Source organism: Streptomyces sp. NPDC019443 (assembly GCF_044389785.1).
Lineage (GTDB): Bacteria > Actinomycetota > Actinomycetes > Streptomycetales > Streptomycetaceae > Streptomyces.
This window is the reverse complement of sequence record NZ_JBIRYJ010000007.1, coordinates 1-14,476: the sequence shown is the minus strand read 5'-3', so window position 1 is coordinate 14,476 and position 14,476 is coordinate 1. Positions and strand designations below refer to the sequence as shown.

Here is a 14,476-nt window from a genome sequence, read left to right as displayed (position 1 = left end):
GGGTCAGGCCCCTCGCCCCGCCACCACCTCGTCGTACACGCTCAGCACCTGCGCAATCGTGTCGTCCTCCGTCGGCCACGTCCCTGCCTGCGCCCGCCCCGCCGCCGCGAGTTCCTCCCGCCGCCGCGCGTCACCCAGCAGTCGCGCCACCGCCTCGCCCAGCGCGGCCGCGTCGCCGTACGGGACCAGTTCCGCCGCCTCGCCCACCAGTTCCGGCACGCCGCCGACCGCCGTCGCGACCAGCGGAACGCCCAGGCGCAGCGCCTCCTGGGCGAGCACGGAGCGGGCCTCCCAGCGGCTCGTGAGCAGGGCCACGTCCGCCGCCGACAGCAGGTCGGCGATGTCGTCGCGGCGGCCGATGAGCCGCACCGGCAGATCCTCCGCCTCGATGCGGCGCTGGAGCGCGCCCCGCTCCCGCCCCTCCCCCGCGATCACCACCAGCGGCATCGGGTCCAGGCCGCGCCACAACCGCGCCGCGTCCAGCAGCGTCCCGTACCCCCGGCGGGGCTCCAGGCTGCCGACGGCCATCAGCAACGGCTGGTCCACCACGCCCAGTTCGGCCCGGGCCTTGCCCTCGATCGCGGCCGCCGAGCCCCGCGGCGCCGGCGCCGCGACCGGTGCGAGCCTGGCGTCACGTGCGCCCCGGACGCGAGCCCGGTCGACCAGCTCGGAGCAGGTGCCGAGCACAACTGCCGCCGCCCGCACGGCCCTTCGCTCCAGCAGCTGGAGCACCCGACCACGGGCCCGCGCCCCGTCGTCGTGGGAGCGCGTGTACCACGTGACGACGAGGGGTAGGTGCTGCCCCCTGAGCGCCAGCATGGTGCGTACGGCGGCGTGCAGCCCGTGCGCGTGCACCACGTCCGCCCCCGCGCACGCCACGCGCAGCGCCCCGACCGTCGCCGGGTCGCTCCGCCGCGGCACGGGCACGAAGTGGGCCCCGGCGCCCGGGAAGTCGTAGACGTGCTCCAGTTCGGCGGGCGCGCACACCGTCACCCGCACGCCCCGTGCCACCAGCCCCGCGGCCAGCGACCTGACGTGCGCGCTGCTGCCCGCACTGCCGCCGCCCAGCACCTGGACCGTACGCAGCTGTGTCACGCGCCAAGGATGCCAGCCCGTACGCACGTTCCGGCACCGTCGGGATGTCGCCGCCGTGTCAGGTACCGGGCGGCTGTGTCGCGGGATCACTCACATGGGGGAACCGGCGACCCGGCTGACCTCGTCCCCGTAGGCCGCCGCCGCGATCAGGCCCGCCGCGTGAAGGGCCAGTCCCGCGCGGCCGTTGCCCGCGGCGATCGCGGCGCCGAGGGCCGCGCCCAGGGCGTGGGCGCCGGTGTCTCCGATCATGGTCCGCTCGCCCAGGTCCTCGGTGAGGATCGCGGCAGCGGCTCCCATGGGTGCCGCGGCGAGGGCGCCCGCGCCGCCGCGCCGCAGCAGCCCGGGTGCGCCGATGCCGAGCACGGCGAGGGCGGCCCGCCCCGGGGCGACGTCCACGAGGTTGACGAGGTGCGCGGTGCCGGCGATCACGATCCCGGCGAGGAGCCTGTCGGCCGGCCGTTCCTTGAGCAACGCGCCCGCGGCCAGCCCGGCGGCCCCGATCCCGAACAGTTTGACGGCCCCGCTGGTCAACTCGCCACGCCGGAGCGCGGCCAGATGCGCCCGGAACCCGCGGCGCGGGTCACCGGCCCCGGCGATGTCGTCGTACGCCCCGCACGCCCCGGCCACGACCACCACGAGCCCTGCCGCGCCCCGGGTCCGGGCCGGCACGGTCCCGAGCGCGGCTCCGACCGCCGCGGCGGGCCCGGCGTAGAGGTCGACTGTGCGGCCCGCGTAGTTCTTGCGCTGCCACTGGGCGGGGTCTCCCGGCGCCCGCCTGCGCAGCGCTTCGTAGACGCCGCGGGTCGCGCCGAGGGCGGTGACGAACGCGGCAACACGGCCACCGGGCCTGGGGTTCTGGGCTGCTCGCATACGACCCACCCTAGGGCGGGCCATCGGTCGGCCGTCCGCCCCTGGCCCCAGCCTCACCGTCCGCCCTCGCTACCCGTCCGCAGGGCTACCCGTCCGCAAGGCTACCCGTCCGCAGGGCTACCCGTCCGCAGGGCTGGCTACCCGTCCGACCGGGCCGTCGCCAGCAGTTCCTCCGCGTGCGCCCGCGCGGTCTGGGAGTCCTCCTGGCCCGCCAGCATCCTCGACAGCTCGCGCACCCTGTCCTCGCCCTCCAGGACCGTGACGCCGCTTCGCGTCACCGAGCCGTCGTTGGTCTTCTCGACCAGCAGCTGACGGTCGGCGAACGCCGCCACCTGCGGCAGATGCGTCACGACCACCACCTGCGCCGACTTCGCGAGCTTCGCGAGCCGCCGGCCGATCTCGACCGCCGCCTTGCCGCCGACACCCGCGTCGACCTCGTCGAAGAGGTAGGTGGGCACCGGGTCGGTCCCCGCGAAGACGACCTCGACCGCGAGCATCACGCGCGAGAGCTCACCGCCGGATGCCCCCTTGGCGATCGGCCGCGGCGGCGCACCGGGGTGCGGGGCCAGCAGCAGCTCGACCTCGTCGACGCCGGACGGGCCGTACGCCACCGGGCGCCCGCCGACCTCCACGCCGGAGGCCTCGTCGACGGACTCGGTCTGGCGGATGTCGAACGACACGCGCGCGTGCGGCATGGCGAGCGAGGCCAGTTCCGCGGTGACGGCGTCGGCGAACCGCGCCGCCGCCTCCGTACGGGCGTCGGTCAACGCCTGGGCCAGACCCGACAGTTCACCCCGCAGCGCGTCCCGCTCCGCCGTCAGCTCATCGATCCGCTCGTCGTCGCCGTCCAGCTCGGTGAGGCGCTCGGCGCTCTCCTCGGACCAGGCCAGGACCTTGTCGATACCTTCACCGGTCCCGCCGTACTTGCGCGTCAGCTGCGTCAGGGCCGCCCGCCGTTCCTCCACCACGGCCAGCCGCAGCGGATCGGCGTCCAGATTGTCGGCGTACCCGGCGAGCTCTCCCGCCACATCGCCGAGCAGGATGGAGATCTCGCCCATCCGGTCGGCGAGCGCGGCCAGCGCCGGGTCGTGGGAGCGTACGGCGTCGAGCGCCCGCCCCGCGCCCGCGACGAGCGTCGTCGCGTCGACGCCCTCCGGGTCCTCGGGGTTGCCCGCGAGCGCGGCGTGCGCGACCGACGCGGCGGACGCGAGCGCCTCCGCGTGGCCCAGCCGCTCGGCCTCGGCGGCGAGTTCGACGTCCTCGCCCGCCCGCGGCTCGACGCCCGCGATCTCGTTCAGCCCGAAGCGCAGCAGATCGGCTTCCTGGGCGCGCTCGCGGGCGCGCGTGGTCAGCTCGTCCAGCTCGGTGGCGACGGCGCGCAGCCGCCGGTACGCGGCCGCGTACTTGGCATGCGGCCCGGTGACCGCGCCGCCCGCGTACCGGTCGAGCGCCTCCCGCTGCCGCGCGGGCCGCAGCAGTCCCTGCTGGTCGGTCTGGCCGTGGACGGCGACGAGCTCGTCGGCCAGCTCGGACAGCATGCCGACCGGCACGGACCGTCCGCCGAGGTGGGCCCGTGAGCGCCCCTCCGCGGAGACGGTCCTGCTGATCAGCAGGGTGCCGTCGTCGAGTTCGGCGCCCGCCTCCTCGGCCCGTACGGCCGCGGGGCCGTCGGCGGGCACACTGATCCGCCCCTCCACCACCGCCGACTTCGCGCCGATCCGCACCAGGGCGGGGTCGGCGCGCCCGCCGAGCAGCAGCCCCAGGCTGGTGACGACCATGGTCTTGCCCGCGCCCGTCTCGCCGGTCACCGCGGTGAAACCGGGCGACAGCTCGACGACAGCGTCGTCGATGACTCCGAGCGACCGTATCCGCATCTCCTCCAACACGGACCTGACCATACGAGGTTTCCCCCATCCGATGCGACGTCGCCCCGCCTCCCTGCACGGTATGCGGGGAAACCGGTGCCGGGGAGGCACCGGGCGGGGAGTCACTCCTCGGTGCGCGGCTCGTTGACCGTATGGCTCCCCGCCCGCGCGGGGATGGTCCGGACGTCTCCGTTTTGGGTGATCTCCGGATACTTTGCTCCCCACGCGCGGGGATGGCCCCAGCCCCCTCACCACGGCGCAACGCTCAGGTCGGCGCGCCGCGCCAACCCGAGACCGGCAGCGCGAACTTGGCCACCAGACGGTCCGTGAACGACGCGTGGTGCAGCCGTGCGAGACGTACGGGAACGGCCCCGCGCCGCACCACCACCCGTGCCCCCGGCGGCAGTTCGACGGTCCTGCGCCCGTCGCACCACAGCACCCCGTGCGGCGTGTGCGGCTGCACCTCCACCGCGAGTACCGAGGTCGGCGAGGTCACCAGCGGCTTGGCGAACAGGGCGTGCGCGCTGATCGGCACCATCAGCAGGGCCTCCACCTCCGGCCACACCACCGGCCCGCCGGCGGAGAAGGCGTACGCCGTCGAGCCGGTCGGCGTCGCGCACACGATGCCGTCGCAGCCGAAGGCGGTCACCGGCCGCCCGTCGATCTCGAGGACGACCTCCAGCATCCGGTCGGGCGAGACCTTCTGCACGGCCGCCTCGTTCAGCGCCCAGTCCCGGTGCACGATGTCGCCGTTGCTGTGCACGATGACATCGATGGTCATGCGCTCCTCGACCTCGTAGGCGCGCGTGACGACCCGGTCGACGACCTTGTCGAGGTCGTCGCGCTCCGCCTCCGCGAGGAAGCCGACGCGCCCGAGGTTGACGCCGAGCATCGGCACCCCGGAGGCCCGGGCGAACTCGGCGCCGCGCAGCAGCGTCCCGTCCCCGCCGAGCACGACCAGCAGCTCGCAGCCCTCGAGTACGCCGGGGGTCGCCTCCCGGACCGTCTCGACGGACGGCGGCAGCGGCAGATCGGCCGCCTCGGCTTCAAGGACGCGCACGCCCAGACCGCAGCGCAGCAGTCCCTGTACGACGAGTTCGGCACTGCGGATCGCCGCGGGCCGCCCGGTGTGTGCGAGCAGGAAAACGGTGCGTGCTGGTGTCGCTGCTGGTTTCGTTGTCAACGAGGTCCCTCCGCCACTGCACGGTCGACATCCGCCGGATCGAGCTCGGGCGCTCCGGCCCGGAGCCACAGAAAATACTCAACATTGCCGGAGGGGCCCGGTAGCGGACTGGCGGTGACGCCCAGCACACCGAGCCCGAGCTCCGCCGCCTTGCGCGCCACGGCCCGCACCGCGTCCGCCCGCAGCTCCGGACTGCGTACGACCCCGCCGCTGCCGAGCCGCTCCTTGCCCACCTCGAACTGCGGCTTGACCATCAGCACCAGGTCCGCGTCGGGAGCCGCGCAGCGCACCAGTGCGGGCAGCACCAGGGCGAGCGGGATGAAGGAAAGGTCCCCGACCACCACGTCCACCGGCTCTCCATCGATCGCCTCCACCGTCAACTCGCGTACATTCGTACGGTCCTTGACGGTGACGCGTTCATCGCTCTGCAGAGACCAGGCAAGTTGTCCGTATCCGACATCGACGGCGACCACATGACCGGCGCCCGCCCGCAGCAGTACATCCGTGAAGCCGCCGGTCGACGCGCCCGCGTCCAGCGCCCGCCGTCCCTCGACCTTCAGACCGAGCGGTACGAATGCCTCCAGCGCGCCGGCGAGCTTGTGGCCGCCGCGCGAGACGTAGTCGGGGTCGCCGTCGTCCGCGGCGACGACGATGGCCGCGCTGGTCTCGACCTGAGTGGCGGACTTCGTCGCGGTGTTGCCACCGATGGTCACTCGCCCCGCGGCGATCAGCTGGCTCGCGTGCTCCCGCGAGCGTGCGAGGTTGCGGCGTACCAGCTCGGCGTCGAGGCGGCGGCGGGCCACTCCTGCCACGTTCGGTTCAGCTCCTGTGGTTGTACGGGGGTGACGGCTGGGGGCGAGCGTCGAGCGCGGTAAGCGCGTCGCGCAGCCCCCTGTGTACATCCTCGTACACCTCGAGGTGTCCGTCCGCCGGAAGGTGGTCGGCGTCGGCCAGTCGCTCCAGCTGGGCGTCCACGCCGGCGTCGCCGGTGGGTACGCGCTGCACGCCGAGGGGCGCGGGCGCGGCGGGTTCGTACGCCTGGGCGGCCGCCGCCGCAGGCGCGGAGCTCCCGGCCTCGGGGGTCCCGGGCGCGGAGCTCCCGGCCTCGGGGGTCCCGGGCGCGGAGCTCCCGGCCTCGGGGGTCCCGGGCTCGGGGCTCTGTGGCGCCTCCTGGATCCCCTGCTCTTGGATCTCCGGGCCCGGCATCGAGTCGCTCATGCCCAGACGCTATCGCGAAGCCCTGAGGTACGGTCGATCACGATGGCGACAACGGAAGAGTGCCGCACCGCACTCGACAAACTCTCGGACAACCTGGCAAAGGCGGACGGCGACGTGCGTGGCGCGGCCGCGCTCGACCGATCCCTCAGCTGCCACATCAAGGATCTGGACATCACCTTCACCGGCCGTCTGGACGACGGCAGGATCGAGGTGGCCGACACCTTCCCGGGTCCGCCGCGCGACAGGGCGGAGATCCGCCTGGCGATGAATGGCGACGACCTGGTGGCGATGGTCAACGGCGACCTGAACTTCGCCAAGGCCTGGGCATCGGGCCGGGTCAGGCTCGAGGCCGGCTTCCGCGATCTGTTGCGCCTCAGGACACTGCTGTAGCGGTACGCCTCCGGGCAGCGGGCACCACCAGCGGCGTCCCGGACTCGGGGTCGTCGATGACCTGGCTCTTCACCCCGAAGACCTGCTCCACCAGCTCGGCGGTGACCACATCCGCGGGCGCGCCCTCGGCGACGACCTGCCCGTCGCGCAGGGCGACGAGGTGCGTCGCGTAACGGGCGGCCTGGTTGAGGTCGTGCAGTACGGCGACGAGTGTCCGCCCCTGCGTCTCGTGCAGCTCCGCGCACAGGTCGAGTACTTCGAGCTGGTGCTGGATGTCGAGGAACGTCGTGGGCTCGTCGAGCAGGAGCAGCGGGGTCTGCTGGGCCAGCGCCATCGCGATCCATACGCGCTGCCGCTGCCCACCGGACAATTCATCGACATAGCGCTCTGACAGTTCGCCGACTCCGGTCGCGGCCATCGACTCCTCGACAATCCGCTCGTCCTCGGGCGACCACTGGCGCAGGAGTCCCTGGTGCGGATAGCGGCCGCGCGCGACCAGGTCGGCGACCGTGATCCCGTCCGGCGCGATCGACGACTGCGGCAGCAGGCCGAGCGTCTTGGCGACCTTCTTCGCGGGCAGCGAGTGGATGACCTGCCCGTCGAGCAGGACCCGGCCCTGGGTCGGCTTGAGCATCCGGGACAGGGCGCGCAGCAGAGTCGACTTTCCGCAGGCGTTCGGGCCGACGATCACGGTGAAGGAGTTGTCGGGGATCTCCACCGAGAGGTTCTCTGCGATGACGCGCTGGTCGTAGCCGAGGGTTACCGATTCCGCGGTGAGGCGCTGCATAGGGGTCGTACTCCTGGATCGGGGGTTCACGGGGTTCATATGCGTCCCGCCTTGCGTTCGGTGACCAGCAGCCAGAGCAGATAGCAACCGCCGAGCACTCCGGTCACCACACCGACCGGCAGCTGGCGCTCGCCGAAGGCGGTGGTGGCCACCCAGTCGGCGATCAGCAGCAGCGCGGCGCCCATCACCGCAGCCGCGGCGAGGTTCGGCCCCGGCGAGCGGGTCAGCCGGCGGGCGAGCTGCGGCGCGCTGAGCGCGACGAAGGCGATCGGCCCGGCAGCCGCGGTGGCGATCGCGATGAGCACAACGCCCGAGCCCATCAGGACTACACGCGTGCGCTCGACCGGCACGCCCAGCGCATACGCCGCGTCGTCGCCCATCTCCAGCATCCGCAGCGGCCGCCCGTACATGAACACCAGCGGGACCAGGACGGCGCACATCCCGAGGAGCGGCCAGAACTCGGCCCAGTCGCGGCCGTCGAGCGAGCCTGTCATCCACAGGGTGGCCCGGGTGGCGTCGACCAGGCTGGCCTTGGTCATCAGATAGTGGTTGGCGGCGGTGAGCACGGCGGCGATGCCGATGCCGACGAGGACCAGCCGGTAGCCGTGCACGCCGCGCTTCCACGCCAGCAGGTAGACCGCGACGCCGGTCACCACTCCGCCGACGACCGCACCCCCCGCCACCGCGACCGCCCCGGCGTCGAAGAGCACGATCACGCTCAGCGCGCCGACGGTCGCGCCCTGCCCGAAGCCGATCACATCCGGACTGCCCAGCGGATTGCGGGAGATGGACTGGAAGATCGCGCCGCTGAGGGCGAGCGAGGCGCCGACGAGCAGTCCGACGAGCGCCCGCGGCAGCCGCAGGTCCTGGACGATGAACTCCTGCGCCGGGGTGCCGTTCCCGAGGAGCGTGGCGATGACCTCGCCGGGCGAGATCGGGAAGTCGCCGCTGCCGATCAGTACGACTCCGGCGGCCGCGACGGCCGCGGTGAGCAGCAGGACGACGGCTGCCATCCTCGGATCGACCCGTACGGAGAGCCCGCTGCGGGTGCGTATCGCTTTCACTGGGATTTCCCTCGCATGACGTTCCGGGCAGGTCGTCTGAACTGTCTGTCCTGCCGGGGATCCGGCCCGCGGCGAAGCCGCTTTGGGGTGCGGCGTCCCCCGGGAAGACACAGCACGGCCTTCACAGCTGGGCCATCCTCTTGCGACGTACGAGATGGATGAAGACGGGCCCGCCGATCAGCGCCGTGACGACGCCGACCTGCAGCTCGGAAGGGCGGGTGACGACCCGGCCGAGAACGTCGGCGCCGAGCAGCAGGACGGGCGACAGGACGGTTGCGTACGGCAGGATCCACCGCATGTCGGGTCCGGTGATGGTGCGCACGAGGTGCGGGATCATCAGCCCGATGAAGACGATCGGCCCGCAGGCGGCGGTGGCCGCCCCGCACAGCAGCGTGACGGTGAGCATCGCGAGTGCGCGCGTACGGTTCAGATGCGCGCCGAGCGCGCGGGCGGTGTCGTCGCCCATCTCCATGGCGTTGAGCGGCCGCGCGAGCAGCAGCGCGAGCACCACGCCGACGCCGATGAACGGTGCGACCTTGCCGATGGTCGCCATGTCGGCCGAGGCGAGTGAGCCGACCGTCCAGAACCGCAGCCGTTCAAGGGCGGCGGCGTCCAGCAGCTGTACGGCGTTGATGTAGCCGTAGAGCGCGGCGGTGGCCGCGGTCCCGGCGAGCGCGAGCCGTACCGGCGTCGCGCCGCGGCTGCCGCCGAGGACGTACACGAGAACGGAGACTGCGGCCGCGCCGAGGAACGCGAACCACACATAGCCGGTGAGCGATGTGACGCCGAGGAAGCTGATGGCTGAGACGACGGCAGCCGACGCTCCCGCGTTCACGCCGAGCAGTCCGGGTTCCGCCAGCGGGTTGCGCGTCAGCGCCTGCATCACGGCGCCCGCGAGGCCGAGAGCCGCGCCGACGATCAGACCGAGCAGGGTCCGCGGCACGCGCACATCGTGGACGATCACGTCATTGCCGGCACCCGCGTTGTGGAACAGGCCGTGCCACACGTCGGAGAGCGGAATCGGCTTGGCACCGACGGCGATGCTCGCGACACAGACCAACAGCAGGAGGCCGATGGACACCAGCAGCCCGCTGGCGCGCACCGCGTGGCGCTTCCGGGACGCAGCTGCGGATATCGGCTCCGCGCTCTGTTTGGGGGGACTGTCGACCAACACGAGGTTAGGTTAGCCTACCCTCCTGTCGATCAAGCTCGTCCTGACGCGGCCTACAACCCCAGCCGGGACAACGCCTTTCCCGCGTCCAGCATGCACACGCCGCCCCCGGCCTGCGTCCACGCCGCCGCGCACAGCGCCCGCAGCCCGTCCAGCGGCTCACCCTCGCCGTCGAGTGCCAGCTCCTCGTCGCGTACGGACGCGGTCCACCCGCCGCAGGTGAACCCGCCGTCCGCCTCGGCCACTTCGGGCTGCCCGGTCAGCATCCCGCGCAGATCGGCGTCCACATAGGTCGGCCGGTGCTGGGGAGGCGCGGCCAGCAGCCGCGCGCCGTCGGTCACTCCGGTCAGTACGAGCAGCGAGTCCACGCTCCCGTTGAACGCGCCCTCGATGTCCGTGTCCAGCCTGTCCCCGACCACCAGCGGCCTGCGCGCGCCCGTCCGCAGGATCGTCTCCTTGTGCATCGGCGGCAGCGGCTTCCCCGCCACCTGCGGCTCCGCGCCCGTCGCGATCCGTACGACCTCGACGGCCGCACCGTTGCCCGGAGCGATCCCGCGCGCGCTGGGAATCGTCAGGTCGGTGTTGGACGCGAACCACGGCACACCCCGGGCGATCGCGTAACACGCCTCCGCGAACCGCCCCCACGCCAGATCAGGACCGCCGTACCCTTGCACCACCGCCGCCGGATCGTCGTCCGCCGACTCGACCGGCTCAAGGCCCCGTTCACGCAGCGCGATCCGTAGTCCGTCGCCGCCGATCACCAGCACCCGGGAACCGGCCGGCACCTGCTCGGAGATCAGCCGGGCGACCGCCTGCGCCGAGGTGATGACGTCCGACGCATCGGTCGGTACACCCAGCTCGGTGATGTGCGCGGCCACGGACTGGGGCGGCCGCAGCGCGTTGTTCGTCACATACGCGAGGTGCATTCCCCGCTCCCGCGCCGTCAGCAGCGAATCCACGGCGTACGCGATCGCCTCACCGCCCGCGTACACCACGCCGTCCAGGTCGAGCAGTGCCGTGTCGTAAACCTTGCTCAGCGCCGTCGCGCTCCCGCTCGGCCGGTTCCTGCTCTGCTGGCTCATTCGCTTTCGCTCCTCACTCGGTGCCGCTCCCCCGATCATCGCTTATCCGCGCACCCACATACGATGCACAGATGAACACCGAAGGTCCCGCGGCCAACGACGGTCTGCACCTGATCCCGTTCCGTGGACTGCGCTATGTCCCCGAGCGGGTCGGCAGCCTCGCCGCCGTGACCTCGCCGCCGTACGACGTCGTCGTCAGGCCCGACGGACTGCTCCACCTCGAGTCGGCGGACCCCCACAACATCGTCCGGCTGATCCTCCCGCAGGCGACGACCGCGCAGGCCCGGCACCAGCAGGCCGCCGAAACCCTCACCCGCTGGATGGCCGACGGCATCCTGGCCGCGGACCCCGAGCCGGCGCTGTATGTGTACGAGCAGCGCCGGGGCGACATCCTGCAGCGCGGCGTCATCGGCGCGCTCGCCCTGTCCGAACCGTCCGAAGGCGTCGTCCTCCCCCACGAGGACGTGATGCCGGACATCGTCGCGGACCGCGCGGCCCTGATGCGTACCACCGCCGCCAACCTGGAACCACTGCTCCTCACCTACCGCAGCATGGGCAACGCGACCGGCGCGACCGCCGTCATCGAACGCACCGTCCTGCGGCCCGCGCTGCTGGCCACCACCACGGAGGACGGCTTCAGCCACCGCATGTGGTCGGTGACGGACCCCGCCGATCTGGCCGAGATCCGCGCCGACCTGTCCGACCGTCAGGCCCTGATCGCCGACGGCCACCACCGCTGGGCGACGTATCTGCGACTGCGCGCAGAACACCCTTCGAACGGCCCGTGGAACTACGGCCTCGTCCTGCTGATCGACACGGCCCGCTACCCGCTGCGGGTCCGCGCCATCCACCGCCTGCTGCACCGCCTCCCGGTCTCCGAGGCACTCGCCGCGCTGACCGGCTCCTTCCGCGTCCAGCGCCTGGAAGTCCCGCTCCCGGAGGCGCTGGAGGCCCTTGCGGACGCGGCAGCCGAGGGGAACGCCTTCCTCCTCGCGGGTGACGGCGCCTTCCACCTCGTCGACCGCCCGGACCCGGAGCTGCTGTCACGCACCGTGCGCGCCGACCGCCCCGAGGCGTGGCGCACGCTCGACGCGACGGTTCTGCACTCGACGCTCCTGGACGGCATCTGGCGGATCCCGGACACCCCGGAACACATCGCGTACATCCATGACACCGAGGCGGTCGTGACGCAGGCCGAACTCCGCGGCGGTACGGCGGTGTTGATGCATCCGGTACGGGAGGAGGTCGTACGGGACCTCGCCCGCGAGGGTGTCACGATGCCCCGCAAGTCCACCTCGTTCGGCCCGAAGCCGGCGACGGGCCTGGTGCTGAGAAGCCTGGCGCTGGACTAGGACGTACACATACGAAAGGGCGGCACCCGCTTGGGGTGCCGCCCTTCCTCGTTACGTTCCGCTACTGGGACTTGTCACCTTCGACATCGCCGGACGCGTCGTCATCGTCATCCGTGTCGTCATCGTCGTCCGTGTCGTCCGCATCCTCCGCATCGATGGCGTCGTCCGCATCGATGGCGTCGTCCGCATCGATGGCGTCGTCCGCATCGATGGCGTCGTCCGCATCGATGGCGTCGTCCGTGTCGATGGCGTCGACGAACTCCACACCGTCCAGCTCGGCGAGCCGGTCCGAGGCGTCGGTCGCCCCATCCTTGTCCGCTTCGAGCGCCTTGGCGAACCACTCACGCGCCTCAGCCTCACGCCCCGCCGCAAGCAGAGCATCGGCGTACGCGTAGCGCAGCCGCGCGGTCCAGGGCTGTATGGAGTTGGACGCCAGCTCGGGGCTCTGCAAGGTCACGATGGCTGCGTCGATCTGCCCCATGTCCCTGCGCGCGCCGGCAGCGACCAGCCGCATCTCGACCTGACCCGCCTTGTCGAGCTTCTGCACCTCGGGCTCACCGGCCATCGCCATCGCCCGCTCGGGACGCCCGAGCCCACGCTCGCAGTCCGCCATGACGGGCCACAGCTCAACGCTCCCGGTCATCCGCCGGGCCGCCCGGAACTCGGCCAGAGCCTCGGCGTACTTCTGCGTCGCGTACGCGGCGAAGCCCGCGGCCTCGCGTACGGCAGCCACACGCGAGGCAAGCCGCAGCGCGACCCTGGAGTACGCGTACGCCTGCTCCGGGTCCTCGTCGATCAGATTGGCGACCATAACGAGGTTCTTGGCGACATCCTCGGCAAGGCCCTTGGGCAGGCTCTGCAGCTCCTGCCGTACATCCTTGTCGATCTCTTCGCCCGTGACGTCCTCGGGAATCGGCAGCCGCTTGATCGGCTCGCGGTCCCCGCGGTCGCGGTCACGGTCGTCGCGCCGCCCGTAGCCACCACGGTCGTCCCGGGACCCGCGATAGCCACCGCGGTCGTCACGCCGGTCATCGCGTCGGTCGTCACGCGGCCCGCGGTACCCACCGCGGTCGCGGTCGTCACGGCGCCCGTAGCCACCGCCACCAGCGGGACGTCCACCAGTGGGACGTCCACCGCTGGGCCGTCCACCGCGGTCGTCATCGCGACGCGGCCCACGGTCCCTGTCGCGGTCGTCGCGGCCTCCGTAGCCGCCGCCTGTGGGGCGAGAGCCGCGGTCGTCACGCTGTCCACCGCGGTACCCACCACGGTCGTCATCGCGACGGACCGACGGACGGTCGTCACGCCGGTCATCACGACCGCGGTCATCACGACGGAACCCACCCGGACGGTCATCACCCCCGCGGTCATCACGCCCGCGGTCATCACGACGATCGTCACGCCGGTCGTCACGCGGTCCGCGGTACCCGCCGCCGGAGCGGTCGTCACGCCGGAACCCGCCGCCACCGCCCCCGCTGGGGCGAGAGCCGTACCCGCCGCCGCTGGGGCGAGAGCCACGGTCGTCACGCTGCCCGCCGCGGTACCCACCACGGTCATCATCGCGACGGACCGACGGACGGTCGTCACGCCGGTCATCACGGCCACGGTCGTCACGGCGACCGTAGCCGCCGCCAGCGGGACGTCCACCACTAGGCCGTCCACCACGGTCGTCATCACGACGCGGCCCGCTCGGCCGGTCGTCACGACGCCCATAGCCACCACCGCCACCACCACCGGAGCGGTCGTCACGCCGGAACCCGCCGCCACCGCCGCCGGTGGGGCGAGAGCCGTACCCGCCGCCGCTGGGGCGAGAGCCACGGTCGTCACGCTGCCCGCCGCGGTACCCACCACGGTCATCGTCCCGACGCGGCCCACGGTCGGCACGGCCCCGGTCGTCACGGCCCCGGTCGTCACGGCCCCGGTCGTCACGGCCCCGGTCGCGGTCGTCACGACGGAATCCACCCGGACGGTCATCACGGCCGCGGTCATCACGCCGATCGTCACGCCGGTCACGGTCGTCGCGCGGACCGCGGTACCCACCACGGTCGTTGTCACGACGCGGACCCCGGTCGTCACGGCCCCGGTCGTCACGGCCACCGCGGAAGCCGCCCCGCTCACCACCGTCCCTACGACGCGGCTCGCGCTCCGGACGATCGTCGGGAGAGTTGGTGGACATCGGCGTGACTCCTGTCTTCGGGTACTGCAGTCATTCTCGCGCAGCCGGCCTTCGGGCGCGCTTCGGAAAAGCAAGCAAAACAAAAAGGACCCGTGGTCCAGCATGAACGCTGGACCACGGGTCCTTGAAAGATTGTTCGGCGGCGTCCTACTCTCCCACAGGGTCCCCCCTGCAGTACCATCGGCGCTGAAAGGCTTAGCTTCCGGGTTCGGAATGTAACCGGGCG

Annotated in this window: 14 protein-coding genes and 1 rRNA gene; 2 read left to right on the top strand and 13 right to left on the bottom strand. The window is 72.4% G+C overall.

The genetic code is table 11. From position 1 onward, the window contains the following. Positions 1-3: 3 nt before the first annotated feature. From ACH492_RS22555 to ACH492_RS22530, 6 genes are all read right to left on the bottom strand, one after another. Positions 4-1,095: a glycosyltransferase family 4 protein gene (locus tag ACH492_RS22555; RefSeq protein WP_398989247.1), complete on the bottom strand. Its 1,092-nt coding sequence runs from the start codon at positions 1,093-1,095 to the stop codon at positions 4-6. Between the two features lie 90 nt (positions 1,096-1,185). Continuing rightward, complete coding sequence (locus tag ACH492_RS22550; RefSeq protein ID WP_398989245.1) at positions 1,186-1,965, bottom strand: hypothetical protein; 780 nt, start codon at positions 1,963-1,965, stop codon at positions 1,186-1,188. A 137-nt stretch (positions 1,966-2,102) separates the two neighbouring features. Then, on the bottom strand, positions 2,103-3,863 hold the full coding sequence (gene recN / locus ACH492_RS22545) for a DNA repair protein RecN (RefSeq protein ID WP_398989243.1): 1,761 nt from the start codon (positions 3,861-3,863) through the stop codon (positions 2,103-2,105). A 232-nt stretch (positions 3,864-4,095) separates the two neighbouring features. Continuing rightward, positions 4,096-5,013 carry an NAD kinase gene (locus tag ACH492_RS22540; RefSeq protein ID WP_398989241.1) on the bottom strand — a complete coding sequence of 306 codons (918 nt, stop codon included), beginning with the start codon at positions 5,011-5,013 and terminating at the stop codon, positions 4,096-4,098. Continuing rightward, positions 5,010-5,825 (bottom strand): TlyA family RNA methyltransferase, encoded by an 816-nt coding sequence (locus ACH492_RS22535; protein WP_356226052.1) that lies wholly within the window; start codon positions 5,823-5,825, stop codon positions 5,010-5,012. Before ACH492_RS22535 ends, ACH492_RS22540 begins: the two co-directional genes overlap by 4 nt. 7 nt (positions 5,826-5,832) lie before the next feature. Beyond that, positions 5,833-6,231, bottom strand: a complete 399-nt coding sequence (locus tag ACH492_RS22530) for a hypothetical protein (RefSeq protein ID WP_398989239.1) — start codon at positions 6,229-6,231, stop codon at positions 5,833-5,835. 42 nt (positions 6,232-6,273) lie between these two features. Here ACH492_RS22530 and ACH492_RS22525 point away from each other — a divergent pair, with 42 nt between their 5' ends. Beyond that, on the top strand, positions 6,274-6,621 hold the full coding sequence (locus tag ACH492_RS22525) for an SCP2 sterol-binding domain-containing protein (protein ID WP_398989237.1): 348 nt from the start codon (positions 6,274-6,276) through the stop codon (positions 6,619-6,621). On the opposite strand, the gene ACH492_RS22520 is transcribed toward ACH492_RS22525, so the two are convergent. The 4 genes from ACH492_RS22520 to ACH492_RS22505 all read right to left on the bottom strand — a co-directional run bounded on the left by ACH492_RS22520 (position 6,605) and on the right by ACH492_RS22505 (position 10,725). Further along, complete coding sequence (locus ACH492_RS22520) at positions 6,605-7,408, bottom strand: ABC transporter ATP-binding protein (RefSeq protein ID WP_356226055.1); 804 nt, start codon at positions 7,406-7,408, stop codon at positions 6,605-6,607. The genes ACH492_RS22525 and ACH492_RS22520 overlap by 17 nt on opposite strands. A 35-nt stretch (positions 7,409-7,443) precedes the next feature. Beyond that, a complete protein-coding gene (locus tag ACH492_RS22515) occupies positions 7,444-8,421 on the bottom strand; it encodes a FecCD family ABC transporter permease (protein WP_398989732.1) in 978 nt (325 codons plus the stop codon). Positions 8,422-8,593: 172 nt separating this feature from the next. Beyond that, positions 8,594-9,646 (bottom strand): FecCD family ABC transporter permease, encoded by a 1,053-nt coding sequence (locus tag ACH492_RS22510; protein WP_398989234.1) that lies wholly within the window; start codon positions 9,644-9,646, stop codon positions 8,594-8,596. A 50-nt stretch (positions 9,647-9,696) separates the two neighbouring features. Further along, positions 9,697-10,725, bottom strand: a complete 1,029-nt coding sequence (locus ACH492_RS22505; RefSeq protein WP_398989232.1) for an HAD hydrolase-like protein — start codon at positions 10,723-10,725, stop codon at positions 9,697-9,699. A gap of 71 nt (positions 10,726-10,796) precedes the next feature. Here ACH492_RS22505 and ACH492_RS22500 point away from each other — a divergent pair, with 71 nt between their 5' ends. Next, a complete protein-coding gene (locus tag ACH492_RS22500; protein WP_398989230.1) occupies positions 10,797-12,077 on the top strand; it encodes a DUF1015 domain-containing protein in 1,281 nt (426 codons plus the stop codon). Positions 12,078-12,138: 61 nt separating this feature from the next. Here the strand turns inward: ACH492_RS22500 and ACH492_RS22495 are convergent, their stop codons facing one another. The 3 genes from ACH492_RS22495 to rrf form a co-directional block, all read right to left on the bottom strand. After that, positions 12,139-12,888: a hypothetical protein gene (locus ACH492_RS22495; protein ID WP_398989228.1), complete on the bottom strand. Its 750-nt coding sequence runs from the start codon at positions 12,886-12,888 to the stop codon at positions 12,139-12,141. Further along, positions 12,873-14,129 (bottom strand): hypothetical protein, encoded by a 1,257-nt coding sequence (locus tag ACH492_RS22490; RefSeq protein WP_398989226.1) that lies wholly within the window; start codon positions 14,127-14,129, stop codon positions 12,873-12,875. The genes ACH492_RS22495 and ACH492_RS22490 overlap by 16 nt, the downstream gene beginning before the upstream one ends. 255 nt (positions 14,130-14,384) lie before the next feature. After that, positions 14,385-14,476: ribosomal RNA gene (gene rrf / locus ACH492_RS22485) — 5S ribosomal RNA — on the bottom strand; the annotation flags it as partial.